The organism is Paenibacillus sp. FSL H7-0350, assembly GCF_038593195.1.
Lineage (GTDB): Bacteria > Bacillota > Bacilli > Paenibacillales > Paenibacillaceae > Paenibacillus_AQ.
Window position 1 is genome coordinate 1960646 of sequence record NZ_CP151972.1, and the last position, 25309, is coordinate 1985954.

Genomic DNA, 25309 nt, shown 5'->3' on the forward strand with positions numbered 1-25309 from the left:
GGAAGGTGAATTGGTTGTCCCAGGAAACTCCCAGTTACGGCGGCCAAGCCGTCATCGAAGGCGTCATGTTCGGCGGCAAGCATGTCAACGTAACAGCCGTAAGACGAAAGAATCAGGAGATTACATTTTTGGAGGTGCCGAAGAGCGATAAGAGCTGGGTCCTTAAACTGCGCAAGATTCCGCTGCTTCGCGGCATTGTCAGTATTATAGATTCCAGCGCCAAAGGCTCGAAGCATCTGAACTATTCGGCAGAATCCTATGCCGAGGATGAGACGGAGCCGGAAGAGCTTGCTAAGCAGCAGGCGAAGGGCAAGGACAAGAAGAAGGACGAAGGCTGGAGTCTCGGGATGATCTTCGGCGTAGCTGTAATGGGTATTCTTTCTTTCCTGTTCGGCAAGCTGATTTTCACGCTGGTCCCGGTATTCGTAGAAGATTTTTTGTTCAAGAATGTATTTGACAACTATATTCTGCACAACCTTGTGGAAGGCGGCATCAAGCTCATTCTCCTGCTCGTCTATCTCTGGGCGATCTCGCAGACACCAGTGATCAAGCGGCTCTTCCAGTACCATGGAGCTGAGCATAAGGTCATCAGCGCCTTTGAAGCTGGTGAAGAGCTGACAGTAGCGAACGTACAGAAATACAGCCGTCTGCATTACCGCTGCGGAAGCAGCTTCATGATGCTGACGATTATCCTCGGTGTGATTATCTACTCGGTCGTCCCATGGAATTCCCTGATGGAACGGGTACTGCAGCGTATCGTTCTTTTGCCGGTGGTCATCGGAATCTCGTTCGAGGTACTAAAGGGCACGAATGCGGTAAGAGATATTCCCGGCCTTAAGTATCTGGGGTACCCTGGCCTGTGGCTGCAGCTGTTGACTACCAAGGAACCTAAGGACGATATGGTAGAGGTGTCTATCGCTTCCTTCAACCGGATGCGGGAGCTGGACGCTGCAATTGAAGCAAAAGGATATTCGGAGGCAAGTGTGTCAGGCGGCATTTTGGATCCTGCGAAAGGATGATTAGCCAATGATCAGACATGCTTTGATATTTTGGATTACGACAGCTCTTGCCGTATGGGGCCTAGTGATGGATATTATGGCGCGCGGCCTGATGGCCCTGTCCATCTTCATCTTACCCCTGATTCTGCTGGGACTGTTGTATTACGCCTACAAGATAGCCCCCGGCAGAATGGGAGGCGGACCCGGACGTCCGCGCACCAAGGTTAAGCCTTCGGTCAAGACGATGTCCAAGGTTGCCGGCATCCGCAAGACCACAGGCTCACCCGGTAAGCGCAAAAGTTATCCCTTCCAGGTCATCGAAGGCAGTAAGGGTAAGAATGACGATCAGTTGCCCAAATATCACTGAACCATTCAAGCATAACTGCAAAAGGCATCCCCACGTTATTGGAATAACGTGCGGGATGCCTTTTTTTTGTTTTTGGGGGCCCCGCAAAGTACTTGAGTCATTACCGCCTTGGACCTGCAGTCTGAAGGGGTGCCTTCCAGGTATAGGAAGGCGGTGCTGGACGATAGTTAGCGAAGAACTCTTCTCCGGCTGCGATCCCCGCCGTATACAAGGCGTCGGTCTGTGTCTCCGTGATATGAAACTCGGTGGTGGAGATGCCCAGCGTAGGGATTTTGACCGTACGAACGAATTTATCCGTCTCAATATACCGTTCATCATGTGCGGAGAGCATCGTCTCCACCATCGCCTCCAGCATGCTGAACGGCCCCGTAATATGATGCGGCTGCGGGGATGCCTTTCCGATCAGCTGGTAGCCAATGGTTGGCGTTCTGCGCTCTGGTGATTGGAAGCCATCTTTCTTCTCATCGAACAGCCAGAGCGGAAAATTACTGAGCACCCCGCCGTCCACCATATAGATCAGCTGCCCGCTGAACGATTTCCCCCGGGCCGCCTCTCCGGCCAGCCGCAGGATCACCGGATCGAAGAAGTACGGAATACTGCAGCTCATCCGCACCGCCTTGGCAACTTCGAAGCTGTCAGGCTCTATCCCGTACTGCACCAAATCATCGGGCAGCACCACAATCCGCCCGTTGGTGATGTCTGATGTAATCACCCGCAGCTTGCCGCGCGGCAGATCCCGGAACGTAACTACCCCCTGCTCCAGCAGGAGGCCGCGAATCCACGCTTCCAGCGCCTGGCCTGAGTACAGCCCCTTCTTGAGCAGCACACGTAAGGCCGGCCCGACGAAGGCGGTGTTGTAGAGCGCTGCCCTTGTCAGGAAGGAGGTGAACGGCGTACGCCGGATAATCCGGCTCATGGTCTCACCGCAGTACCCCGCTGCCAGCAGCGAGGCAATGATCGAGCCGGAAGAGGTACCTGCTACCCGCCCGAAGGTCCGGCCCGCGCGTTCCGTTGCCTGCACCGCACCTGCAAGAGCAATTCCTTTAACTCCACCGCCTTCAAATACAGCGTTAATCTCCATACATGGCAATCCCCCGTTCCATAGAATGTATTGTTATCTATGAGCACGGGGGAGTATTCATGACTTAATTCTTGAAATAGAAGCTGAGCAGGCTGGCCAGTCCATACGGGTCACGGACTACAATATCATTCGCCCGGAACAGGATGCTGCCTGTCACCTCATCGTACTTCTCATTATATTTGAGCTGGTTGATAATCTGATCTCCGCTCTGCCATTCCGCTGTCTGCTTGGTATCCCCTACCTTGTAGGAGGCCAGACCGATATACAGCTTAACCTTCGTTCCCTTAACCTCATTCACCCACCAGTCCACCAGCTTATCATAACGGGCAGCGCTGAAGGAGAGGCTCCAATAGACCTGCGGGGCAACATAATCGATCCAGCCGTTCTGAATCCAGGTACGCACATCCGCATACATGTCATCATAGGCTGACACCCCTGCTGAAGTATCCGAGCCGGTGCTGTCTGCCTTTTTGTTACGCCATACCCCGAACGGGCTGACCCCATATGAGACGGACGGCTTCGCTGCATGAATCTCCTGCCCCAGCTGACGAATGAACTGGTTGATATTATCCCGCCGCCAATCTCCTTTGCCAGCAATTCCTTGTGCATTGAAGGTCTTGAAGGCCGTATCATCGGCAAAAGCTACATTGGACGGATAGAAATAATCATCCAAATGCACCCCGTCGATATCATACCCTCTGACCACCTCCATCACCGTGTCAATAATATGCTGCCGCGCTTCCGGAATCCCCGGGTTGATGTACAGCTTATTCTCCGCCTTGACGATCCAGTCCGGATGAAGCTTGGCTACATGGTTAGGGGCTAGGCTGCTGGTAGAAGCATCGGTTGTAGCCCGGAATGGATTGAACCAGGCGTGCAGCTGCATTCCCCGGCTGTGGGCACTGCTAACCATATAGGCCAGCGGGTCGTAGCCGGGCTCCTTACCCTGAGTCCCGCTAAGCACCTTGGACCAGGGCACGATCTGTGAAGGATAAAGCGCATCACCAGACGGTCTGACCTGAACGAATACACTATTGAACCCGGCTGCCTTCAGCTTATCCAGCAGGCTGTCGAACTCCTTCTTCTGCTTGTCCGGATTGCCTGCCGAAGACGTTGAGGGCCAATCCAGATTATACACAGTGGATACCCAAGCCCCCTTCATGGCCTTTGCGGTCTTGGCACCAGGAATCGAAGGTACGGTTGGTGACGGTACCGTTGGTATTGTCACAGATGGCGTAGGTACAGTTGGTGTAGGCACTGACGGAACTGATGGCGTCACAGGTGTAGAAGGCCCGCCGATTTCCATGCCGGAGTATAAGGAAATATGCTTCGTAGCCTGAACCCAGAGTACCTGCAGCCCAAGCTGCTCGCTTACAAAGCGAAGCGGTACCATCACCCGCCCCTGCGTGATCTGTACAGAAGTATCCAGACGGACGGTAGCACCGTTAACGATGGCGCTTGTTTTGCCGCTGGTCAGCTGCAGTACATTATTATCCTTGCTGATGGTTGCTGTCTTACTGGCCTGATCCCATTTCACACCGGCACCCAGTCCCTGGCTAATCACTCCAGCCGGCACCATCGTAACGTTAGTACGTGTAATATACGGCGGCACATCCGGGCTAAGCGTCTCCCCATCCAGTTCAATGGTGATCTGCACAGAAGCTGCACGTGCACCCGGCGTCCACACAGGCAGACATAGCATAATTACGAGCAGTCCTACGATCCATTTACGGTAATTCATAATTCCTCCCAGGTGTTGAAGTTGTATATATAAAAAATGACCCTCTCATCCTTAAATAAGGGAGAAGGCCGCTCTTTGGTGTAAACGGAATCCTTCCTTAGGTGAAAAAGGAACGGTACCCGTTTTGACGTAAAAAAACTGGAAAGGTTGCGCTAATCAAACAAAAAAAGCCACGTTTATGAATCGCTGGCTATCTCATGGTGAATATCGTACAAGGTCTGCACACGCGCTTCATCCCGGCGGAAATATTCCACCAGCGTTTCGATCCGGGTGATGGAATCCCAGCTCAAGTGATGCTCAATGCCTTCAACATCCTTATAAATATGCTCTTGCTGTACCCCAATAATCCCGAGGAACTCCTCCAGCAGCTGATGGCGGTCCACAAGACGTTTCCCCACTTTTTTTCCTTTGCTTGTTAGGACAAGCCCACGATATTTCTCATAGATGAGATATTCGTCCTTATCCAGTTTTTGGATCATCTTGGTCACAGAGGAGGGATGGACTTCCAGCCCCTCGGCAATATCCGAGACCCGCGCATAACCCTTCTCGTCGATGAGCTTATATATGCGCTCCAAATAATCCTCCATGCTGGGTGTTGGCATTCTAGCTTACCTCTTTTCTATAATGAGCGTAACGGTGGGACCGGGCCTTGCTCTAACAATGATACATGCTTCTGCCGCTCCTTGGCAAGTCCTGCCGGTCATCCGCTTCCCCGCTTAGTGATGTTTACCATGATTCCATTCGCCCGCAGATTGGCACAATAACGTTATCCTCATTCCTAAGGAGCGTGAAATCATGAGCTTAATCACACCCGAACGCCCTCCTGCCAAAAGAACGCGCAAGCCCACCGGACTCTTCATCCCGGAGCTTGTGTTCTTTGAACCTGATGCGCTGAATTATCCCAAAGGGGAGCGGATTATGGAGTGGGTCAAGTCCCGCAATATTCCCTACCGCATGACCACCTCGCATAACCGGATTACCAATCTGCCGGGCGAGACGGAAGTCGAACAATACAAAATCGCCAAACGGACGCTTGTGGTCGGCTTGCGCAAGACACTCACTTTTGACCAGTCGAAGCCGTCTGCCGATTATGCGATTCCGATTGCCACCGGGTGCATGGGCCATTGCCATTATTGTTACCTGCAGACCACGCTGGGAGCGAAGCCCTACATCCGCGTCTATGTCAACACCGGGGACATCATCGATGCCGCCAAAAAATATATCACCGAGCGTTCCCCGGAAATCACGACGTTCGAAGCGGCCTGTACCTCAGACCCGCTTGGCCTTGAGCATATTACGGGTTCGCTGACGGAACTGATCGAATTCATGGCGGAGGAGCCGCTCGGGCGGCTGCGCTTCGTGACCAAATACCAGCATGTCGAGCCGCTGCTTAAGCTGAAGCATAACGGCCATACCCGTGTACGCTTCAGCGTGAACGCCGACTATGTGATTAAGAACTTCGAGCCGGCCACCTCACGCTTCGAAGAGCGGATTGAGGCCGCCGGACAGATCGCCCGTGCCGGATATCCGCTGGGCTTCATCATTGCCCCTATTATCTGGCACGATGGCTGGGAAGAAGGCTACAGCGAGCTGCTGGAGAAGCTGGCGCATGCCCTGCCGCCGGGGATTGGCAAGGGGCTAACCTTTGAAATGATCCAGCACCGCTTCACCAAGACAGCTAAGACTGTCATCGAGAAGCGTTATCCAAAGTCGAAGCTGGAGATGGACATCGAGAAGCGCAAGAAGAAATGGGGCAAATGGGGACAGAACAAATACGTCTACCCGGACGAACAGCAAACCGCCCTGCGCGAATTCATCACAGAGCGGATTTTTGAACATTTTCCGGAAGCGGCTATTGATTATTTCACTTAAGTCACCTAATTAGAAAATCAGCCAGCGCGGCGTGATGCCCTGCAGCCAAATCGTAATACGGAACATCTGGTCGGTGAACAGCAGGATGCCCATGAATACCATCAGCCCGCCGCCCAGCTTCATCAGCAGGTTGGAGTATTTCAGAATCTTGCGGGCTCCGCCCAGGAAAAAGGCCAGTCCGAAGAACGGAAGTGCAAAGCCGATACTGTATGCCGTTATCATCGTAAACCACGTTCCCGGATCACTGGCCGATAGCGCAATTATGGCGGTTAGAATAGGGCCTATGCAGGGCGACCAGCCTGCCGAGAACCCGATGCCGAAGATGAAGGAGCCAAGGTAACCGGCAGGCTTCCATCTCAGCTCCAGCTTGCGTTCCCGGAGCAGGAACTGCGGCTGGAATACGCCCAGCAGGAAGAGCCCCATGACAATGATTAGGATCGCCGATAATTGACGAATCAAATCCCGCTGGCCGTTGAAGAATTCACCGAACAAGCCTGCTCCAAAGCCGAGGGTGTAGAACACTGCAGAGAAGCCCAGAATAAACGCCAGTGTATGCGAGAGGGTCCGGAGACGGACCTCTTTGCTGTTACTGCCGCTCTTCAGTTCCTGCACCGATAAACCGGTAATATAAGATAGATAAGAAGGATACAGCGGCAGGCAACAAGGCGATATGAATGATGCCACTCCGGCGGCAAAAGCGATTCCTGCATTCAGGTTGGACACGGGCGCATCTCCTTCCATACTCGGGGTCACTCGGGTCACTTCATGTAGCAGCAGTACAGATTCTGTTATGTAGTTGGTGCTGAGGACGGCCGGTTACGCTTGTTTGTTAGGCCGGCAGCCCTTTTTTGCCGATGAGGGTTAGGGTCAACAGTGCAATCAGCAGCAGGACAATTGTTGCTCCCGGAGCCAGGTTCCATACCCCTGCAATGACTAATCCGGAAGTGACGGCAATCTCGGCAATCGCCACGGACAGAATGACCGAGGACTTGAAGCTCCGAGACAGCAGCAGACTAATCGCAACAGGAATGGTTAACAGCGCAGAGACCAGCAGCGAGCCGACAATCTTGATCGCCGTACTGATCACCAGGGCCGTTAACACCGTGATCAGCATATTGAGCAGTTTCACCGGAAGTCCGCTGACACTGGCCGCATCCTCCTCGAAGCTGAGCAGGAAGAATTCTTTGAAGAATAAGGTTACGACCACCACAACCGCAATCGTTACGATTCCCACCACAATTAGATCGGTAGTATTCAGCGTATAGATGCTGCCGAACAGATAGCTCATTACATCTGCATTATACCCTTTGCCCAAGGTGAAAAAAAGCGAGGCCAGCGCAACACCGCCCGACATAATGATCGCAATGGACAGTTCAGCGTAGCTTTTGTAGGCTTTGCGCAGCTTCTCAATGGCAAATGAGGCCACGACTGCAAAGATCAGCCCCGCACCCAGCGGGTAAAAGCCGGTCAGAAAGCCCAGCGCGACCCCGGCAATCGTAACATGCGCCAGTGTATCTCCGATCATGGACAGGCGCCGCAGCACCAGAAAAACGCCGATCAGCGGTGCCGTAATGCCAATCATCAGCCCTCCGGCCAGCGCCCGCTGGAAAAAATCACTAAACAGGATTTCCAAGATGATGTTCTCCTACCTTTCAAATGTGAAACCTTTCAATGGGAAAGCTTTATCGAACCCTTTTTCAAATCCTTGTTCGATCCCTCCCAAACCCTCCCTTCCCGAAGGGAGGGCCCCAAGGGCTCTGCCCTCTGGACACCCGCTAAGTGCAATTGGCGTGGGGGGACCGACTTGCGGCGCTTAGGAACGTTTGCGGAAGGATCGCTTTGCCTCCCTGCGGGATACGCTTTACAGGGGGAGGGATCTACTTACGTTACAATACTAAAGATCAAAAGACTAAGATCAAAAGACTAAGATCAAAAGACTAAGATCAAAAGACTAAGATCAAAAGATTAAGGGATCGTCTTATGTTGCACAATGGACGATCCGAATACTGAATAGGTCGTCCTATGTTGTACAATTGACGATCCGGAAAGCACCCCACCCCTTAATTGCAGAACGTACAACAGAATCATCACTTTTGAGCATATAATCTGATTCTGTTGTATTTCGTACAATGGATATTGTCAGAAGGGCTGGAAAACGGCCGATTTCAAAAAAACTAATGTACAAACTGCAACAGAACTGGGATTGAGGCTAAAATGCGGGCTAACTGATGTACAAAATACAATTACCAGCACCAATTAGGACAATGTGTGCTGCAGATTATCGACTTCGCAGTTCTGCGCCTCGTGCGAGTGGCGGCAGTAGAAGTTGATTTTACCATTCTTCTGTACCGGCTCACTGCCCAGGTAATTCTTCATCATGTCGATATCATGCGAGACCATCAGGAAGGTCATATGGTGATGGGCATGCATGTGCATGATCAGCTCGAAGAATCCGGCCTGGGTCTCGGCGTCAATGCCGACGGTAGGCTCATCCAGAATCAGCAGATCCGGGTGGTTGATCAGCGCGCGGGCCAGGAAGACACGCTGCTGCTGGCCGCCGGACAGCTGGCCGACTCTTTTCTCGGCGATGTCCTGAATCCGCATCACTTCCAGTGCATCCTCACACTGCCGGTGCTGGGCCTTCGAGACCCGCCGGATCAGATTCTTGTTGTTGTACAGACCGGACAATACGACCTCACGGACGGTTGCGGGGAACAGCGGGTTGAACGCATTCTTCTGCGGCACATAGCCGATCCGCTCCCAGTCCTTGAACCTCCGCACCGGCTGGCCGAATAATTTGATCTCCCCGCTGGTGGCCGGCAGCAGGCCGACGATCATCTTAAGCAGTGTCGTCTTGCCTGCACCGTTAGAACCGAGGATACCGAGGAAATCACGTTCTTTTACCGTATAATTCAAGTTCGAAATGACCTTCTGTTCCCCGTAGGAGAAGGACAAATCCTGTATTTCGATCATATGCTGATGGCAGTCCAGGGATACCGGTTGCATGTGAAGTACCGCCTTTCACTTATACTTTCCTTATTATTGTAAGGCCAGAATGAGATTTTGCAAATTTTTCTCCATTAACGTGAAATAGTTGTCCCCGTTCTTCTGCTGGGCCTCGGTCAGTCCTTCTACCGGGTTCAGCACCATCGTGGATACACCGGTCTCACTTGCCAGTGTCTTAGCCAGCTTATCGGATACAAGCTCCTCGAAGAAAATATAACGGATGCCCTCTGCCTTAACCAGCGCCGCCAGCTTCACCAAATCCTGCCCGCGCGGTTCAGCGTCCGGCGACAGCCCCATAATGGCATGCTGCGACAGGCCGTAGTCACGTGCCAGATACGAGAACGCCTGATGAGATACGACAATCTCCTTGTTAGGCAGCTTGCCCAGCTCTTCAGTGAACTTCAGATCCAGTGCGTTCAGGCGGTCCACGAGCTTCAGATAACGCTCTTCATAGCCTGCGGTATGCGCAGGATCAACGGCTTGAAGACTTTCCTTGATATTCTTAGCCATCACAAGCGCCGATTTTGGACTTACCCAGGTATGCGGGTCGGTGTGCAGGCTGTCGCCATGCCCGTCTGCTTCAGCTTCTTCACCTTCATGACCATGATCATGCCCATCGTCTTCATCCGTTGTAATCAGCTTCACCCCTTGGCTAACCTCTACAGCCTTGGTCTTACTGTCACCATCAAGGCTCTTAAGGAAATTGGGTACCCAACCTTCCAGACCGGCTCCATTATAGAGGAACAGCTGCGCCTTAGAAGTACTTATGATATCCTGGCTGCGCGGTGTCCAATCATGCGGCTCGACCCCTACAGGAAGCAGGTTGATTACATTGGCTTCGTCGCCACCGATTTCGGCAGTGAATTCATATATAGGATAAAAAGTAGTTATAACGTTCACTTTTCCTTCAATAATGCTTCCGTTGCTCTTCGGTCCGCATGCCGCCAGCGACAGCGTAAGCAGCAGCACAGCAGCAAGCAGCAGCCCTTTTTGCAAGCTTTTTGTTACCATTTCTCTATCGACCCCTTAAATCGTAAAATTTACTATTAGAATTATAATAGTAATGGTTACGATAAGTCAACTCCGATCTGCATTTCGTAGTCTGCAAGGCGCCCTGTACCCCGTTATCTTGGAGCAAAAAGAAGCAATCCCCGCTGCCTGTGGCTTGCGGAGATTGCTGTACGGTCATTATGTGAATGCCCTTCTTGGCATTCTTATTTCACAATCGCTCCGTTCGGCATGCTGTCCGGCACGGTAGCAATGGTCAGCTGCTCGCCCTTGGAGGCGGCCAGAATCATGCCCTGAGACAGCTCACCGCGCAGCTTCACCGGCTTCAGGTTCACAATGCAGATCACCTTGCGTCCCACCAGCTCCTCCGGTGTGTAGAACTTCGCAATGCCGGATACCACCTGGCGCTGCTCATAGCCAAGATCCAGCTGCAGCTTCAGCAGCTTATCCGCCTTCTTCACTGGCTCGCAGGCGATAACCTGGGCTACGCGCAGCTCCGCCTTGGCGAAATCGTCGATGCCGATTTCTTCCTTATGCTCCTCTTCCTCCGGATCGGCACCCGCCGCTTCCGGAGTCACAGCAGCCGCTGCCGGCGCCGCCTCTGCAGCGGCCGGCTTCCCGGCTCCCATCGCTTCGGCGATGTACGCTACCTCCTGCGCCACATCCAGGCGCGGGAAGATCGGGTCGCCCTTCACCAGCCGGGTGCCCGCTGGAATCAGGCCGAAGGATCGGCCGCTCTCCCAGGTGGTCAGCTCGCCCGGCTGAATGCCCAGCTGCTCCCAGATCTTCGCCGGAGCGCCGGTCAGGAACGGCTGGAGCAGGATGGACGCGGTGCGCAGTCCCTCGACAAGGTGTCTCATTACCGAAGCCAGCTCAGCGCTGCGGCTCTCGTCCTTGGCGAGCACCCAAGGCTGAGTCTCATCAATGTATTTGTTCGTCCGGCTGATCAGCGCGCCGATGGCAGTCAGGGCTACGGAGAATTCCATCTTCTCCATCGCTTCTTCCACCTTGGCGTAAGTACTCTGTACTACCGCCTCAAGCTCACCGTCAAATGCGGTCACCTGGCCGGCATAAGCCGGAAGCTCGCCGCCGAAGTATTTCTCCACCATTGCGCCAGTCCGGTTCAGCAGGTTACCCAGGTCATTGGCCAGATCGTAGTTAATACGATCCACGAAGCTCTCCGGCGTGAAGGTTCCGTCCGAGCCGAAGGGAACCTCGCGCAGCAGATAATAGCGCAGAGCATCCAGGCCGTAACGGTCAATCAGCGTCACCGGATCAACCACATTGCCCTTGGATTTGGACATCTTGCCATCCTTCATCAGCAGCCAACCGTGCGCGAACACCTTCTTCGGCAGCGGTTCGCCAAGTGCCATCAGAATGATCGGCCAGTAGATCGTATGGAAGCGGACAATTTCCTTCCCGACGATATGTACATCCGCAGGCCAGTACTTGTCATACAGGCTGCGGTCCTCCGAGCCATAGCCAAGGGCCGTAATGTAGTTAGTAAGCGCATCGATCCATACATACACTACATGCTTCTCGTCGCCTTTTACCTTAACGCCCCAGTCAAAAGTCGTACGGGATACCGCCAGATCCTCCAGACCCGGCTTGATGAAGTTGTTAATCATCTCGTTCTTGCGGGATTCCGGCAGGATAAACTCAGGGTTCTCCTCGTAGAACTTCAGCAGACGGTCAGCATACTTGCTCATGCGGAAGAAGTAGCTCTCCTCCTTGACCAGTTCCACCGGGTGTCCGCTGTCCGGACTTTTCCCTCCGGTAATCTTGCCGTCAGCATCACGTTCAATATCCACCAGTTGGGTTTCGGTGTAGAAGGTCTCATCCGAAATACAGTACCAGCCTTCGTATTCCCCTTTGTAGATATCCCCCTGCTTCAGTAGACGGTCAAAAATATCCGCGACCACCTTCTTATGGCGCTCCTCTGTGGTACGGATGAAATCATCATTCGAGATGTCCAGCTTCTTCCACAGATCCTTAATGCCGACTACAATCCCGTCCACGAACTCCTGCGGGGTCTTCCCGGCCTTCCCGGCCTTCTCTTCAATCTTCTGCCCATGTTCGTCCGTTCCCGTCAGATAGCGCACCTCATAGCCGCGCAGCCGCTTGTAGCGGGCCATCGCGTCACCGGCTACCGTGGAATACGCATGCCCGATATGCAGCTTATCGCTCGGATAATAGATCGGTGTTGTCAGATAAAAGGTTTTGTTCTCACTCATTACTTCATCATCCCTTCGTTATCCCTAATCGTCCATTTCACACAAAAAACTCCCGCCCCCTATATGGGGCGAGAGTAAACTCACGCGATACCACCCAACATTCCCCGGCTCCTCACAGAGCACAGGCTTCGTCAGTTCCCAAATGGAACTGTCCATTAACGCTGGAACACGCCGTGCGCTTACGCAGACCCGGCTTCAGGCCTTCCGCTCGAACACAGTTCCTCCCGGACCATATTCAATCTGGCGTCCCATACCGGCTCCCAGCAGCCCCGGCTCTCTGTAATGGTGTCCACATTTACTTATCCGTTCCTCGGAATATCACTTATTATTCAAAATATACCCATCCCGGCTGTCCATGTCAAGTCGTATGCAGCGGCTTGTCTCCGGAAGGATGCTCTTCGCGCGGCGGCACCGGGTCAAGACCACCCGGATGGAAGGGATGGCAGCGGGCAATCCGCCTGGCAGCCAGCCACGAACCCTTCAGCGCCCCATGGACCTCTATGGCTTCCAGCGCGTACGCCGAACAAGTCGGGTAGAACCGGCAGGTGGCGGGCTTGAGCGGTGAAATGAACTTGCGGTAGACCCGGATAGGGACCTGTACCGTTCTTCGTAGGGTAGCCATATTCAGCGCCCCTCTTTGCTGCGGGCGGCCCCGGCCGGCTCTTCTTCTCTTCCCTGCTCACAATCTTTACAGTAGCCGAACACCTCGAATTTATGCTTGACTACCCGGAACTGATCCGGCGGATCGGTCAGATTCATCGGGCAGAACTGAATCGGGTAAGTCTTCATACATTGAAGACAAATCATATGATGATGGTGGTGGTCCTGACTGCAGCTTGCCTTGAATTTGACGCCTTCTTCAAACACAATCTGCTCCAGTACCCCAAGCTCCTCCATAACGCGCAGGTTGCGGTAGACTGTATCGAAGCTCAGCCCGCTATACTTGCGGCCCATATGCTCATATACATCCTTCGCAGACAAATATCCCGTATTCTCGCCGAATAATTTGGCAAGCGTCTTGCGCTGATCGGTGATTCGCAGCCCCTGCCCCGACATGGCTTCCAGGATTTGATCTGTCGACAGCATTCGCTCATCTCCCATAACATAGGTCGTTTGTGTTGCACTCTCTTTATAATGCCCCAAAAGCACTGCCCAGTCAATAAATGTGCCCGTTACCTGCCCGCATCAGCAGACTTGCGGCAGAATACAAAACGGCAGCCGCTCCATTAGGAGCGCTGCCGTTTGTATTGTAGAAAAATTATTTTTTCGCCGGAAGCGGGGTGAAGACAAAGTTAACGGGCAGGTTGCTGCCGGAAGCGACGGAGAACACAATCTCTACACGCCCTTCATACTCTCCGGTACGGTAGATGACAGCATTCGTGTCTGATGATTTGCCTAATGTGCCCTTATTGGGCAGGTTCACCATTGTGCCGTTTACAAGCAACGGTCCCAGATAAGGACCCCCGCGCGGGTTGAAGGTGATCAGCGTGTTTGCTGCAACACGCTCCAGTACGATTTTGTAAAGTACCCCGAAGTTACCAGCATTGGAAACAACCGTTCCCTTCATTGGATCAATACCGTCCAGGTTCTTGTCAAGTTTATTGTCCCCCAGAAGCAGCTTGCTTTGCGTGGCACCCACCAGATCGGTGACGTTCATGATTCGCGTAGAATCTGGAAATGTTCCGCGGGTATGCACACCATCGCTGTCAAGAATAGGCAGATAAGGAAGCTCAGCAACCGGATCTTTGCTCTCCTCCACTATGACTACGTTATACTGAACCGGCAGATCACTGAACAGGTCTGCGCTCAGCGACATTACGTCTTTAGGCTTCATTGCATTTTTGTTCAGGTCAGTCATAATCGGAAGACTTTGCCCCGGCTGCAGGGTAATTTGCGATTGAGCCGAGCCGGTAATCATGGAGTTAAAGTATTTCTCCATCGATACTTTGCCCGTATATTCCGGTAATGTCACGGGACCGGCAACCCCCAGATACTGGGTAGTAATGGTTGTCGGATACAGGTTGTTGTTCGTAGCAATCACATAGAGCTTCTGTCTGGTAGCCATATTGTTCATATGATGCACAAGGAAGCGTGTATTGCCCACAGAGCTTTCACGGTACAGTACACCTTCCGTATTAACGGTCTCTGGGCTGTTGCTGCGGATCAGGGTGTAACCTTCGGACGACAGCGTATACGGCAGATTCGGAAGCGACGGAATCATCCCGCCGTCCATGCTGATGATATCCCCCGGAATGGTGAACAGCTTCGTTACTTCATCCTGTGTATACAGTTGTTCATTGGTGATTGTAATCGTCTTCTCAAAAGTACTGCTAAGACCGCGCTTGTCCGTAACCGTCAGCTGAATGGATAGCGGTCCCGGGTTAAAGTACGCCAGAGAACGATTGTTCCAGACGGCAGTCAGCTCTTCATTCTCAGGATCATAGCTGGTATCGGTCAGCGTTACCGGCTCACCCATTTTGTATTCTTCTTTATCTGTTGTGAATTGGGCCACTGGCGGCTGATTAGGCTGCAGTACCTGGATTGTGACCGGATAAGGATCACTCCACATGTTATTGGCATCCCGCACCGAGTAGGTAACCGTATAGAAGCCCGCCTGATCATAGATATCCCGCTTATTGTCGCTCCACCGTTCTTCAACAATCGGCGTACCGTTCGGCGAAGAGCTGGAGGTCACATAATTCACGGTAGTCTCACCGGCATAGATTTCCTTAGGCTGAACTGTGAAGGAAGCCGTCGGCTTCGTATTCAGCGTAAGAATAACCCGCTTTTGTACATTATCTACAGTATAAGGAATATTAAGTGCATAGGTAATCGAGGTTAACGGAATCATGAAGGTACCTTTGAACTGGTAAGCCGGTCCCTTCATGGTGAACTTAGTACCATTGACCGTATAGATTTTGCTGTCTGTTTTGAAGCGCATAATGCTGGTTCCCTTAGTCACAATGACCTCTTTGGTTTTGGCATCATACGTGAAGGCAACGCCAACCATTTCCACCATTGCGCGAATGGATACGTAAGACACGCCGTTCTTGACTGCCATCGGCTGATTGGCCGTGTAAGGCGTACCATTTCTGAACATCTTGTTGCTGTTCATCATCAGAATAAGCTGGCCTCCTCCTGTAGCAGAGGTAGTCATGCTTGGATTCATAGGAGTATCCGTAAGCGGAGTTGCTGTAGGCATAACCGCATCGGTCGGAACAGTACCGTCCACAGGAGCTGCTGTTGCACCTGGAACAACAGTAGCGGCCGGAACCGGTGTCGCTGTCACTGCCGGAATGCCTTGAACCGGTGATGCTGTAGGAACTGGTGCCGGTGTTGGAGTCGGTATTACTGTGCCTGCTGGCGGCTCGGTTACCAGCGGCGGCAGCGGATCCGTTGACTCGGGCTGAAGCTGTGTGTCAGCGGTGTTTGCCGCTTCGTTAACACTCTGAGGTGTTGTACTCTCTGTGCTGACAGGCGCGGCCCAAGCCGGAATGGCTGCAGCGACTTGCGATACAGCCAATACTGCCACTAAAAATACTTTTTTCAAATTCATTGTACGACTCCTTCTGCTCCCATTGTAGTGTATAAGGCAGGTATCTTCATTACTTTCTCTCCACCTTATATTCCCCGTAAAAACGGGAGCCGTCCTCTTCAGGACGGCAGAATATTTTGCCACGTTCATTTTACAAAACATAGTATTAGACGCATGTTATAGCGAAAAGTTTCATTCTGTGTAAAAAGAAAACAAAAAAATAACGACCGCCCCCTGTACCTGGGCAATCGCTATGGCCGGCAACCTGCTAGATACGGGCATCGGCCGTCCTGAACCTGCTGCGGTATTCCTTGGGGGTCATTCCCGTCTGCTTCAGGAACACCTTAGTGAAATAACGGCGTTCCTGATAGCCGATACCTGAGCTGATGGCAGTGATGCTCTTATCGCTGCTGGCGAGCATGAATTTGGCAGCTTCAATTCGCTGCTGGGTGACATACTCCACGAAGGTCATCGCGAAGCGGTTCTTGAACAACAGGCAGAAATAACTGCTGCTAATGCCTATAGTATTCGCCACCTCATCAATGCCGAGATCCGCATGGAGGCGCTCCGAGATGAACTGTGCGGCTTGATTCATCAGCTGCTCCGGTGTTTTTTTGACAGGCTCGCCAGCCGCAGGCACTTCCTGAAACAACGGGATGCTGTTGTACAATTTATCCTTATACTGCCTGCTGCGGATCCGCGAGCCGATCTCCCGCACCTTGTCGCCAAGGTCCCCGTAATGAATCGGTTTGCAGATATACTCCTTCACCCCGAGCCTGATTGCTTCACGCGCGTAATCGAATTCCTGGTAGCCGCTGAGCAGCAGTACCTCACTCGTAAGCCCCATCTCCCGCAGCTTGCCGATGAACGTCAGCCCATCCATCACCGGCATGCGGATATCGCAGAGCACCAGATCTGGCGGCGATTCCTCGGCCATGCGCAGCGCCTCCACCCCGCTTCGTGCCATCCCCGTAACCTCCATCCCCATGTCCTGCCAGGGCAGTACGGTGTTGAGATTGCTCAGAATGGGCGCTTCATCGTCAACCAATAATACTTTTAGCATAATGGCCTTCCCCCTGCCCGTATTTCGGAATGACGCACTGGATGATCGTTCCTTCCTCAGGACTTGCACATATGAAAATCCCATATCTGTCGCCGTATTCGATCCGTATCCGGTCTGCGACACTGCGTACACCCAGCCCCCGCCGCTCCAAATGAATGCCCTGCCCCGGCTTAGCTTCCGGCTGATGCTCTGCCGCATCATTCACCATATATTGGAACATAGACAGCTGGGACGGGGTCATCCCGATTCCGTTATCCTGTATCCGCAGTACCAGATTGCCTTGGGTCTCCCATACTTTGACACTCACCAGACCCTTATACCCGATCCCCTCAAAACCATGCTGAATGCTGTTCTCCACCAGCGGCTGGAGCGTAAGCTTCAGAATCCCGCAGCCCAGCAGCTCTGGCGGAATCTCAAGCTCATAATCGAACAGATCCTCGAAACGGAACTTCTGGATATCCAGATAATTGCGCAGATGCTTAACCTCTTCCTCCAGCGTAATCTCATCCCTGTCCTGAATGCTGATCCGCAGAATACTCGCCAGCCGGTAGACCATCTCACTGACCTTGCGGCCTTCATTCTGCACAGCCAGCACATTGATCGATTCCAGGGTATTGAACAGAAAATGCGGCTTGATCTGTGCCTGCAGCACACGCATTTCCGCTTGATTCTTGCGCTGCTGTTCCAGATGAACCCGGCTGAACAACGAGTTGATTTTGTCCATAAGATCATTGAAGCCTCTGGCCAGCAGCGTCATCTCATCGTTGCCCTTCTCCTCGACACGGGTAGTAAGGTCTCCGTCCTCCACCCGGCGCATGAAGCGCACAATTACAGCAATCCCGCCTGTAATCCGGTTCATGAAGAACAGATTGAAGATTACCGCCCCCAGCAGGCACAGGAACATCACAATAACGAACCAGCGGGCGAACACCGTCACCTCATGAGACAAAGTATCCCAAGAAGTGACCGAGACGAGACTCCAGGGATACTCCTTGAGATGGTAGACCGACAGAATGCTTTTCTCGCCGCCGAACTGTGTCTTGAAGCTCTGAAAACCAGGTTTGAAGGTCATATCCTTCGTCGTGAAGTCACGGAAATCCTGTCCGTCCAGCTTCCTGTCCGGGTCCAGCAGAATCATCCCGTCATCGTTAACCAGCATGAAGGACACCTTCTGGTCCGTGCCCCCGATCTTAAGATTGCGGAAAATCGACTCAAACTCCCAGTTCTTGATCTGAACAACCAGAATGCCGATATTCTGAAAAAAGCTTAGCTCCTTAATCAACCGGATTTGCGTAAATACAGCCTCTGTCCCGGTCAGCTCAGGGTACTCATGCGGGGCCACCCATTTCGGAACCCCGTTCAGCTTCATTACCTCCTGGTACAGCTCACTGCCTTTGAACTTATCATAGGGCAGGGTGCGGAAGTTCTCCTTGTTGAAGACCGATACAATCTCCGAACTGCCTTTTCCGTTAAAATTATACAGGAAGGCATAGCTGATCGATGGATGATTATAGAGCAGACTGCGGAAATTACGTTGGCTGGCATTCAGGCTGAGCTGCTCGGCATCAGTTAAATCCTGCTTGGAGGGATCATCCGCGCTGAGCGCCATATGAAAGACCGAGGTGGCAATTCCATTGTCAGTCACATTGTCCATATCCTTGAACACGTTAGAAATGCTGTAGCTGATCGCTTTGAGCGAATATTCAGACTGCTGGCTGTATTTCTTCTCAATGGAATTATAAGTCACGAAGAACATAATCATGCCAAGAATGAACAGCGGAATGATAATCAGGCCTAAGAATGCCGTAAACAATTTGTAGCGCAGATTCATCGGCTGTTGCTCCTGACATGATTAATGTTATCCTTTTACACTGCCTGCGGTAACACCTTCAATAATCTTCTCCTGCAGAATCGCATAGATCACTATGACCGGAACCACGCTGAAGACGATCCCCGCTGACATCTGTGCGTAATTCATCTGGTACTGATCGCGGAACTGAACCATCCCCACGGGGAGCGTACGCAGCTCGTCATTGGAGAGGAAATAGTTAGCTAGCAGGAATTCATTCCAATTTCCCAGGAAATTAACAATGAATACCGTAACCATCGCCGGAACTGTCAAAGGTACAATAATTTTAGCAAAGATACCCTGAGCCTTCAAGCCATCAATGACTGCAGCTTCTTCAATTTCACTGGGCAGCGAACGCATAAATGCCGCCAGAATAATAATCGTGAACGGGATTGCATTGGCAATGTAAGGAATAATTAGCGCCCAGTGAGTATTGAGAATATGCAGCTTACGGACAATCGTATAGATAGGCAGCATCAGCGCGTTGTTCGGAATCAGCATCCCGATCAGAACCAGCGAGAACAGAATCTTATTCCACTTCCCCTGGCGCATCCGTGTGACCGCGAAGGCGAACATAGACGCCAGCAGAATAGACACCACAGAAGCAAGAATCGATATATATAAGCTATTGAAAAAATAAGTACTGATCTTGGCATTCACCCAGGCTTCCACATAGTTGGACCATTCGAAGCTCTTCGGAATACCGAAGGGATGGAGGGCAATCGCATTGTTATCCTTCTTCACCGAGGAGAAGAGGACGAAGAGAAACGGGAACAGCACAATTAACAGATAACCCAGCAAAGCGATGTGCGGCAGACTTTTCTTCAGCAGGCGCGGCATCAGTATTCAATCCTTTCCGTACGGCGGGCAAACACCAGCTGGTAGAGGGCGGTTACCACAAGCGTGAACAAGAAAATCAGAACAGCGATCGTATTGCCGTACCCGTATTTGAAATTGGTAATCGCATACTTAATCATATAGGTGGCCATTACCTCAGTTGAACCCGCCGGGCCTCCCTTGGTCATTACGATAACGATATCGGCAGCCTTCATCGCTCCGGCAATCGAGAGCATAATCACGACCGAGATGATCGGTACGATCAGCGGCAGAGTGATGCGTGTAGCCCGCTGGAACCCCGTAGCGCCATCAATGGCCGCTGCTTCATCCAGCTCCCCGGGAATGGAGAGAATCGCCGCCAGCACCATCACAATGTAGAATCCGGTCCACTGCCAGGCATTTGTAATCAGAATCGACAGCATGGCGAACCGTTCGTCCGACAGCCAGTAGACTGGTTCAATTCCGACCAGACCCAGCACTTTGTTGAACAATCCAATGTTCGGCTCGTAGATGAAGCCCCAGAGAATGCCTATTACTGCGGTAGACATAATGGATGGCATGAAGACCGCCGTCTTGTACAGCCCCTTCAGCTTCTTCACATTGGCGATCAGTAAGGAGAAGAACACAATCAGCGGCACCTGTATGCCTACGGAGAACAGAATAAACCAACCGTTATTTTTCACAGAAATCCAGAAGCGTTCATCTCCAAGAGCTTTCTTGAAGTTGTCCACTCCGGCATATTTGACCGTATCGGATACACCGTTCCAGCTGGTGAAGCTATAATAGATCGAGCTGAAGATGGGATAGACGAAGAACATAATGAACAGAACCAGTGCCGGAATAACGAACAGAATGAACACCAGAGGATTTCTCAGTGCCTTATTCATAGCTACCTCCATATTGCTTTTCTTTTGAAAAATGCACCCTGGAGCAAGCACCAGGGTACATGTAGTTCACCGCTTCTTATTCCACTGTCGCATTGGCCTCTTCCTGTATCTTCTGAAGCGCTTCACCCATCTTCTCAGGAGTCGTCTGCCCGCCGATCAGGCTTTGAATCTGGATATTACTGATCTCAGTGGTGACATCCGCCTGCACCAGCGAGTCAAAGGCCGGGAAGGACGACTGGGAGCTGTTCAATACCGCGACAATCTCACTCATCAGATCATCCGTAATATTCTTATTCAGCACAGCCGGATCGATCTTCATGGCAGGCAGGACTCCGTCCTCTACCAGACCACGCAGCTGCATCTCTTCATTGAACATATTTTTAATGAAGGATTTCACTGCTGCAAGCTGCCGCTCGTCTTCACCCGCCGAAGCGGAGAAGCCATAACCGTTGTTCACATCGCGCATCAGCGCTGTCTGATCCCCCACTCCGCCTTCTACTGCCGGAATATTGAAGAACCCGACCTTACCGATTAGGCCTTCGCCGGATTGTCCGGCCTTGAATACGGAAGATTTCCAGGTCCCGTCATACATCAGGATTGCTTCTGCGCTGGTGAACTGGGTAGTATATTCAGCATACTCGAAGCCCAGCTCACCCTTCTTGAAGTAGCCTTTATCCACCCATTCCTTATATTTCGCCAAGCCCTTGATTACATTCGGATCATTCCACTTCGCTTCACCGGTAGCGAACTTCGCAGTCACATCCGGTCCGGCATAACGGGACCAGAGATGATTGGCCAGCATCAGCGGTACCCAGCCTGCTTTGGAAGCACCCGCCATCGGCACTTTACCATCCGCTTTAATATCGGCCAGCTGCTTCTCCAGTTCGGCAAAGGTCGTCGGAGCCTTCCATCCCTTACTTGTATAGTATTCTTTATTATAGAAGAAACCTTCACCGGAGCCGCCGATCGGCAGACCGTAGATTTTGCCTTCATAAGTAAACGGGTCCAGATTGGAGAACTTATCTTTGATGCCTAATTCATCAAGGATCGGGGTCAGGTCCAGCAGCTTACCTTCTTTGGCATAGATCTTGGAGTCTGGGCTACCGAACAGGTCGAAGATCTCAGGAGGGTTACCGGCCGCCATTTCACCGCGCAGCTTCTCCTTACGGTTCACATCCGAATCTACACCATCAAGCTTGAAGGTCAGTCCAGGCACATCCGCCTGTACCTTACCCACCACATCCTCCAGAATAGCCAGTCGTTTCTGCTTGTCTGCCCCAACCTGAGTATGACGAATCGTCATCTCGAAAGGCTCCGCACTGGCAGGTTCTTCAGTGGCTGCCGCGTTGGTGGCTGCCGCCTCTTTCGTCGCCGCCGGCTCTGTCGTTGCAGCCGCATTGTTCTTGTTGCCTCCACAGCCTGCCAGCAGCGCTGAGCTTACGAACATCAGGGACAACAGCAGTGTTAGACTTTTTCTCATTACGGGTGACCCTCCCTATTTAATGATTTCCCTTACAATTCTAATTATAGAAAAACATATTTGTAATCGTAAGGTTAAGATTTATCTTCAATAGGGATAAAATCCTCTAATGAAAGCGAATTCAGTCAGGTTTTCTGACATACAAAAAAGCGAAACTCCTCAGAATAGAAGCTCCGCTTTCGATAATTATTATATTTATTTAGACCAATGCAGACTCTTTACGCCCCTCTTCAATCAGCCGGTACGCACGCTGCACTTCTTCATCGGAAGGTGACTCCACCCCTTCAAGCTCATAGGGACGGCCAAGCTCTTTCCATTTGTAGATTCCCATTACGTGATAAGGCAGAATTTCAAACTTCTCCACTCCATTTAAGGTGCCAATGAACCGGCCGAGATTCTGTAAATCCTCTTCTTTATTATGAATGCCGGGAACATAAACATGGCGAATCCACATTTTACGGTTATTATCAGATAACCAGCGGGCCAGCTTCAAAGTACGGTCGTTGGACTTGCCGGTCAGTTTGATGTGCGCTTCATCATCAATATGCTTCAGATCCAAGAGCACCAAGTCGGTAACATCCAGCAGATCGCTGATTTTCGATCCATCATTATAGCCGTTAGTATCAAGCGTGGTATGCAGATTCCAGCGTTTCTTCACCTCGGTGAACAGTTGCTTCACGAATTGCGCCTGGAGGGTTGGTTCACCGCCGGATACGGTTAGCCCGCCGCCGGACGATTTATAATAATTCAGGTAAGGCTCAATTTCCGCCAGCACTTCCTCGACGGTCATTTCCTTGCCTTCATTCAATTCCCATGTATCCGGGTTGTGGCAATACTGACACTTGAGCAGGCAGCCCTGCATAAAAAGCACGAAGCGGATACCCGGGCCATCCACCGTACCAAACGTTTCCAAAGAGTGGATATGTCCTTTAAGCATGAGATGTCATCCTTTCAAAAAAACTTAAAATTTTAACCACTTTCAGACAAGAGTGTACCGCCCTCTTGCAAGGGCGGCAGCTCTTAATTCATTTCAGTTCTTGTAGAACAAGAATGCATCTTACATGGAATCGTGGAATGTACGGTTGATAACATCCATCTGTTGTTCACGGGTCAGCTTGATGAAGTTAACAGCATAGCCGGATACGCGAATGGTCAACTGTGGATAGTTCTCTGGGTGATCCATAGCGTCGAGCAGCTGCTCACGGTTAAATACGTTAACGTTCAAGTGCTGAGCGTTATTGTGGAAGTATCCGTCCATCATGAAGACCAGGTTGGACTTACGGGAATCTTCGTCTTTACCCAGTGCCTTAGGAACGATAGAGAAGGTATTCGAGATACCATCCTGTGCATCGGAGTAAGGAAGTTTGGCAACAGAGTTCAGGGATGCCAGGGCACCCTTCTTGTCGCGTCCGTGCATTGGGTTAGCACCAGGAGCGAATGGTTCGCCTTTTTTACGTCCGTCAGGAGTAGTACCAGTCTTTTTACCATATACAACGTTCGAAGTGATAGTCAGTACCGATTGAGTCGGCACAGCGTCACGATACGTTTTGTTTTTGCGGATCATCGACATGAAGGTTTCAACCAGTTCAACTGCGATGCCGTCAACAGCGTCGTCGTTGTTACCGTAGCAAGGGAATTCACCCTCAGTTTCAAAGTCGATAGCAATGCCTTCTTCGTTACGGATTGGCTTAACCTTAGCGTATTTGATTGCACTCAGGGAGTCAGCAGCAACGGACAGTCCGGCGATACCGCAAGCCATCGTACGCAGAATGTCGCGGTCATGCAGCGCCATTTCGATACGTTCGTAGGAATATTTGTCATGCATATAGTGAATGATGTTCAGCGTGTTGACATAAGTCTTAGCGAGCCATTCCATCATTGGTTTGAAGCGTTTCATTACTTCGTTGTAATCCAGATATTCAGAAGTGATCGCAGGATATTCAGGACCTACCTGAGCACCGGATTTCTCATCTTTACCACCATTGATTGCATACAGCAGAGCCTTAGCCAGGTTGGCACGGGCACCGAAGAACTGCATTTGCTTACCGATACGCATTGGGGATACGCAGCAGGCAATTGCATAATCTTCACCCCAGTATGGACGCATTACATCATCGTTCTCATATTGGATGGCGCTGGTTTCAATAGATACCTTGGCACAATATTTTTTGAAGCCTTCAGGAAGCTTCTCGGACCACAGTACAGTCAGGTTTGGTTCTGGTGCTGGTCCCAGATTGTACAGGGTATGCAGGAAGCGGAAGCTGTTCTTGGTTACGCGAGTTGTACCGTCTTCGGCCATACCACCGATGGATTCTGTCACCCAAGTAGGGTCACCGGAGAACAGGTCGTTATAGTCAGGCGTACGCAGGAATTTCACAATACGCAGCTTCATTACGAAATGGTCAACGATTTCTTGTGCTTGCTCTTCAGTCAGAGTACCTTCTTCAACGTCGCGTTGAACATAGATGTCAAGGAAGGAAGATACGCGTCCCAAGGACATTGCCGCACCATTCTGTTCTTTAACAGCTGCCAGATAACCGAAGTATACCCATTGTGTAGCTTCTTTGAAGTTGACAGCCGGTTTGGAGATGTCCATACCATGAGCTGCAGCCATTTGTTTCAGTTCGCCCAGAGCACGCATTTGCTCGGACAGCTCTTCACGCAGACGGATAACATCTTCTGTCATGGAGTCTACTTCGAGTTCAGCCAGTTGCTGCTTCTTGTCTTTAATCAGGAAATCAATACCATACAGAGCAATACGGCGATAGTCGCCGATGATACGTCCGCGGCCATAAGCATCAGGAAGACCTGTGATTACGCCGGATTTACGCACAGCTCTCATATCTGGTGTATATGCATCAAATACGCCTTGGTTATGCGTTTTGCGGATGTTCGTGAACATGTCAACGATATTCTGCGGAAGCTCGAAGCCGTAAGCCTTAGTAGCATCGATCATCATCTTGATACCGCCGAACGGTTGGATGGAACGTCTGAAAGGCGCATCAGTCTGAACGCCGACAATCTGTTCCTTGTCCTTGTCAATGTAACCAGGAGCATGGGAAGTGATAGTGGAGACAGTATCGAGGGAAACGTCCCATACGCCGCCTCTTTCTCTTTCTTCCTTACTCAGCTGGGAGATAATCTTCCACAGTTCAGTAGTATTGCTGGTAGGACCTACGAGGAAATCTTCATTTCCTTCATAAGGCTTGATGTTCTTGGCAATAAAGTTATTAACGTCAACTTTCTTGGACCATGTGCCTTTTGTGAAATTTCTCCAGCCAGACTTAACCTCTTGTACTTCTTTTTCAATCACCGACATGCTAAATCCCTCCATTTATATTTAGTATATTT

21 protein-coding genes and 1 other annotated feature are annotated in these 25309 nt (G+C 51.4%); of the genes, 3 read left to right on the forward strand and 18 right to left on the reverse strand.

Features of this window, described 5'->3' with window-relative positions; translation table 11 throughout:
- Window positions 1-14 precede the first annotated feature (14 nt).
- Together NYE24_RS09260 and NYE24_RS09265 are read left to right on the forward strand one after the other, a co-directional pair.
- Window positions 15-1019 carry a DUF1385 domain-containing protein gene (locus tag NYE24_RS09260; RefSeq protein WP_036698424.1) on the forward strand — a complete coding sequence of 335 codons (1005 nt, stop codon included), beginning with the start codon at window positions 15-17 and terminating at the stop codon, window positions 1017-1019.
- Between the two features lie 7 nt (window positions 1020-1026).
- Window positions 1027-1365 carry a hypothetical protein gene (locus NYE24_RS09265; protein ID WP_036698426.1) on the forward strand — a complete coding sequence of 113 codons (339 nt, stop codon included), beginning with the start codon at window positions 1027-1029 and terminating at the stop codon, window positions 1363-1365.
- A 100-nt stretch (window positions 1366-1465) separates the two neighbouring features.
- Here the strand turns inward: NYE24_RS09265 and NYE24_RS09270 are convergent, their stop codons facing one another.
- From NYE24_RS09270 to mntR, 3 genes are all read right to left on the reverse strand, one after another.
- Window positions 1466-2446, reverse strand: a complete 981-nt coding sequence (locus NYE24_RS09270; RefSeq protein ID WP_342478512.1) for a patatin-like phospholipase family protein — start codon at window positions 2444-2446, stop codon at window positions 1466-1468.
- Between the two features lie 64 nt (window positions 2447-2510).
- The gene (locus NYE24_RS09275; protein ID WP_342478513.1) at window positions 2511-4187 is read right to left on the reverse strand and encodes a family 10 glycosylhydrolase; all 1677 of its coding nucleotides are present in this window, start codon (window positions 4185-4187) and stop codon (window positions 2511-2513) included.
- 176 nt (window positions 4188-4363) lie between these two features.
- Window positions 4364-4789 carry a transcriptional regulator MntR gene (mntR, locus tag NYE24_RS09280; RefSeq protein WP_036698430.1) on the reverse strand — a complete coding sequence of 142 codons (426 nt, stop codon included), beginning with the start codon at window positions 4787-4789 and terminating at the stop codon, window positions 4364-4366.
- Window positions 4790-4982: 193 nt separating this feature from the next.
- Here mntR and splB point away from each other — a divergent pair, with 193 nt between their 5' ends.
- Window positions 4983-6059, forward strand: coding sequence for a spore photoproduct lyase (splB, locus tag NYE24_RS09285; RefSeq protein WP_036698433.1), 1077 nt, complete (start codon window positions 4983-4985; stop codon window positions 6057-6059).
- A gap of 9 nt (window positions 6060-6068) precedes the next feature.
- On the opposite strand, the gene NYE24_RS09290 is transcribed toward splB, so the two are convergent.
- From NYE24_RS09290 to pflB, 15 genes are all read right to left on the reverse strand, one after another.
- Entirely contained in the window at window positions 6069-6782 is a 714-nt protein-coding gene (locus NYE24_RS09290; RefSeq protein ID WP_036698435.1) for a cytochrome c biogenesis protein CcdA, read from the reverse strand.
- Between the two features lie 106 nt (window positions 6783-6888).
- Window positions 6889-7692 carry a metal ABC transporter permease gene (locus NYE24_RS09295; RefSeq protein ID WP_036698438.1) on the reverse strand — a complete coding sequence of 268 codons (804 nt, stop codon included), beginning with the start codon at window positions 7690-7692 and terminating at the stop codon, window positions 6889-6891.
- A 623-nt stretch (window positions 7693-8315) separates the two neighbouring features.
- Window positions 8316-9065: a metal ABC transporter ATP-binding protein gene (locus tag NYE24_RS09300; RefSeq protein WP_341025992.1), complete on the reverse strand. Its 750-nt coding sequence runs from the start codon at window positions 9063-9065 to the stop codon at window positions 8316-8318.
- A gap of 33 nt (window positions 9066-9098) precedes the next feature.
- Window positions 9099-10076 (reverse strand): zinc ABC transporter substrate-binding protein, encoded by a 978-nt coding sequence (locus tag NYE24_RS09305; RefSeq protein WP_342478514.1) that lies wholly within the window; start codon window positions 10074-10076, stop codon window positions 9099-9101.
- Window positions 10077-10279: 203 nt separating this feature from the next.
- The gene (metG, locus tag NYE24_RS09310) at window positions 10280-12307 is read right to left on the reverse strand and encodes a methionine--tRNA ligase (protein WP_342478515.1); all 2028 of its coding nucleotides are present in this window, start codon (window positions 12305-12307) and stop codon (window positions 10280-10282) included.
- Window positions 12308-12368: 61 nt separating this feature from the next.
- Window positions 12369-12627 (reverse strand) — a binding site (T-box leader).
- 38 nt (window positions 12628-12665) lie between these two features.
- Window positions 12666-12929 (reverse strand): membrane protein insertion efficiency factor YidD, encoded by a 264-nt coding sequence (gene yidD, locus NYE24_RS09315; RefSeq protein WP_342478516.1) that lies wholly within the window; start codon window positions 12927-12929, stop codon window positions 12666-12668.
- Window positions 12930-12931: 2 nt separating this feature from the next.
- A complete protein-coding gene (locus NYE24_RS09320; protein ID WP_036731890.1) occupies window positions 12932-13393 on the reverse strand; it encodes a Fur family transcriptional regulator in 462 nt (153 codons plus the stop codon).
- Window positions 13394-13565: 172 nt separating this feature from the next.
- On the reverse strand, window positions 13566-15863 hold the full coding sequence (locus NYE24_RS09325; RefSeq protein WP_342478517.1) for a stalk domain-containing protein: 2298 nt from the start codon (window positions 15861-15863) through the stop codon (window positions 13566-13568).
- Between the two features lie 247 nt (window positions 15864-16110).
- A complete protein-coding gene (locus tag NYE24_RS09330) occupies window positions 16111-16905 on the reverse strand; it encodes a response regulator (RefSeq protein WP_342478518.1) in 795 nt (264 codons plus the stop codon).
- A complete protein-coding gene (locus NYE24_RS09335) occupies window positions 16883-18736 on the reverse strand; it encodes a sensor histidine kinase (protein WP_342478519.1) in 1854 nt (617 codons plus the stop codon). The genes NYE24_RS09330 and NYE24_RS09335 overlap by 23 nt, the downstream gene beginning before the upstream one ends.
- Window positions 18737-18763: 27 nt before the next feature.
- Entirely contained in the window at window positions 18764-19594 is an 831-nt protein-coding gene (locus NYE24_RS09340) for a carbohydrate ABC transporter permease (protein ID WP_036698462.1), read from the reverse strand.
- On the reverse strand, window positions 19594-20478 hold the full coding sequence (locus NYE24_RS09345; protein ID WP_036698463.1) for a sugar ABC transporter permease: 885 nt from the start codon (window positions 20476-20478) through the stop codon (window positions 19594-19596). Before NYE24_RS09345 ends, NYE24_RS09340 begins: the two co-directional genes overlap by 1 nt.
- Window positions 20479-20554: 76 nt before the next feature.
- Window positions 20555-21958, reverse strand: a complete 1404-nt coding sequence (locus tag NYE24_RS09350; RefSeq protein ID WP_342478520.1) for an extracellular solute-binding protein — start codon at window positions 21956-21958, stop codon at window positions 20555-20557.
- 199 nt (window positions 21959-22157) lie between these two features.
- A complete protein-coding gene (gene pflA / locus NYE24_RS09355) occupies window positions 22158-22895 on the reverse strand; it encodes a pyruvate formate-lyase-activating protein (protein WP_036698467.1) in 738 nt (245 codons plus the stop codon).
- A gap of 120 nt (window positions 22896-23015) precedes the next feature.
- Window positions 23016-25277, reverse strand: a complete 2262-nt coding sequence (gene pflB, locus NYE24_RS09360) for a formate C-acetyltransferase (RefSeq protein WP_036698469.1) — start codon at window positions 25275-25277, stop codon at window positions 23016-23018.
- Window positions 25278-25309 lie beyond the last annotated feature (32 nt).

Coding starts and splice junctions, on each gene's coding strand:
- NYE24_RS09320 (WP_036731890.1), bottom strand. CDS start 13,393: ATGCTGTCGACAGATCAAATCCTGGAAGCCATGTCGGGGCAGGGGCTG.
- NYE24_RS09350 (WP_342478520.1), bottom strand. CDS start 21,958: ATGAGAAAAAGTCTAACACTGCTGTTGTCCCTGATGTTCGTAAGCTCA.
- NYE24_RS09335 (WP_342478519.1), bottom strand. CDS start 18,736: ATGAATCTGCGCTACAAATTGTTTACGGCATTCTTAGGCCTGATTATC.
- NYE24_RS09340 (WP_036698462.1), bottom strand. CDS start 19,594: ATGCCGCGCCTGCTGAAGAAAAGTCTGCCGCACATCGCTTTGCTGGGT.
- splB (WP_036698433.1), top strand. CDS start 4,983: ATGAGCTTAATCACACCCGAACGCCCTCCTGCCAAAAGAACGCGCAAG.
- NYE24_RS09265 (WP_036698426.1), top strand. CDS start 1,027: ATGATCAGACATGCTTTGATATTTTGGATTACGACAGCTCTTGCCGTA.
- NYE24_RS09345 (WP_036698463.1), bottom strand. CDS start 20,478: ATGAATAAGGCACTGAGAAATCCTCTGGTGTTCATTCTGTTCGTTATT.
- NYE24_RS09270 (WP_342478512.1), bottom strand. CDS start 2,446: ATGGAGATTAACGCTGTATTTGAAGGCGGTGGAGTTAAAGGAATTGCT.
- NYE24_RS09305 (WP_342478514.1), bottom strand. CDS start 10,076: ATGGTAACAAAAAGCTTGCAAAAAGGGCTGCTGCTTGCTGCTGTGCTG.
- NYE24_RS09300 (WP_341025992.1), bottom strand. CDS start 9,065: ATGCAACCGGTATCCCTGGACTGCCATCAGCATATGATCGAAATACAG.
- pflB (WP_036698469.1), bottom strand. CDS start 25,277: ATGTCGGTGATTGAAAAAGAAGTACAAGAGGTTAAGTCTGGCTGGAGA.
- NYE24_RS09325 (WP_342478517.1), bottom strand. CDS start 15,863: ATGAATTTGAAAAAAGTATTTTTAGTGGCAGTATTGGCTGTATCGCAA.
- mntR (WP_036698430.1), bottom strand. CDS start 4,789: ATGCCAACACCCAGCATGGAGGATTATTTGGAGCGCATATATAAGCTC.
- NYE24_RS09330 (WP_342478518.1), bottom strand. CDS start 16,905: ATGCTAAAAGTATTATTGGTTGACGATGAAGCGCCCATTCTGAGCAAT.
- NYE24_RS09275 (WP_342478513.1), bottom strand. CDS start 4,187: ATGAATTACCGTAAATGGATCGTAGGACTGCTCGTAATTATGCTATGT.
- metG (WP_342478515.1), bottom strand. CDS start 12,307: ATGAGTGAGAACAAAACCTTTTATCTGACAACACCGATCTATTATCCG.
- yidD (WP_342478516.1), bottom strand. CDS start 12,929: ATGGCTACCCTACGAAGAACGGTACAGGTCCCTATCCGGGTCTACCGC.
- pflA (WP_036698467.1), bottom strand. CDS start 22,895: ATGCTTAAAGGACATATCCACTCTTTGGAAACGTTTGGTACGGTGGAT.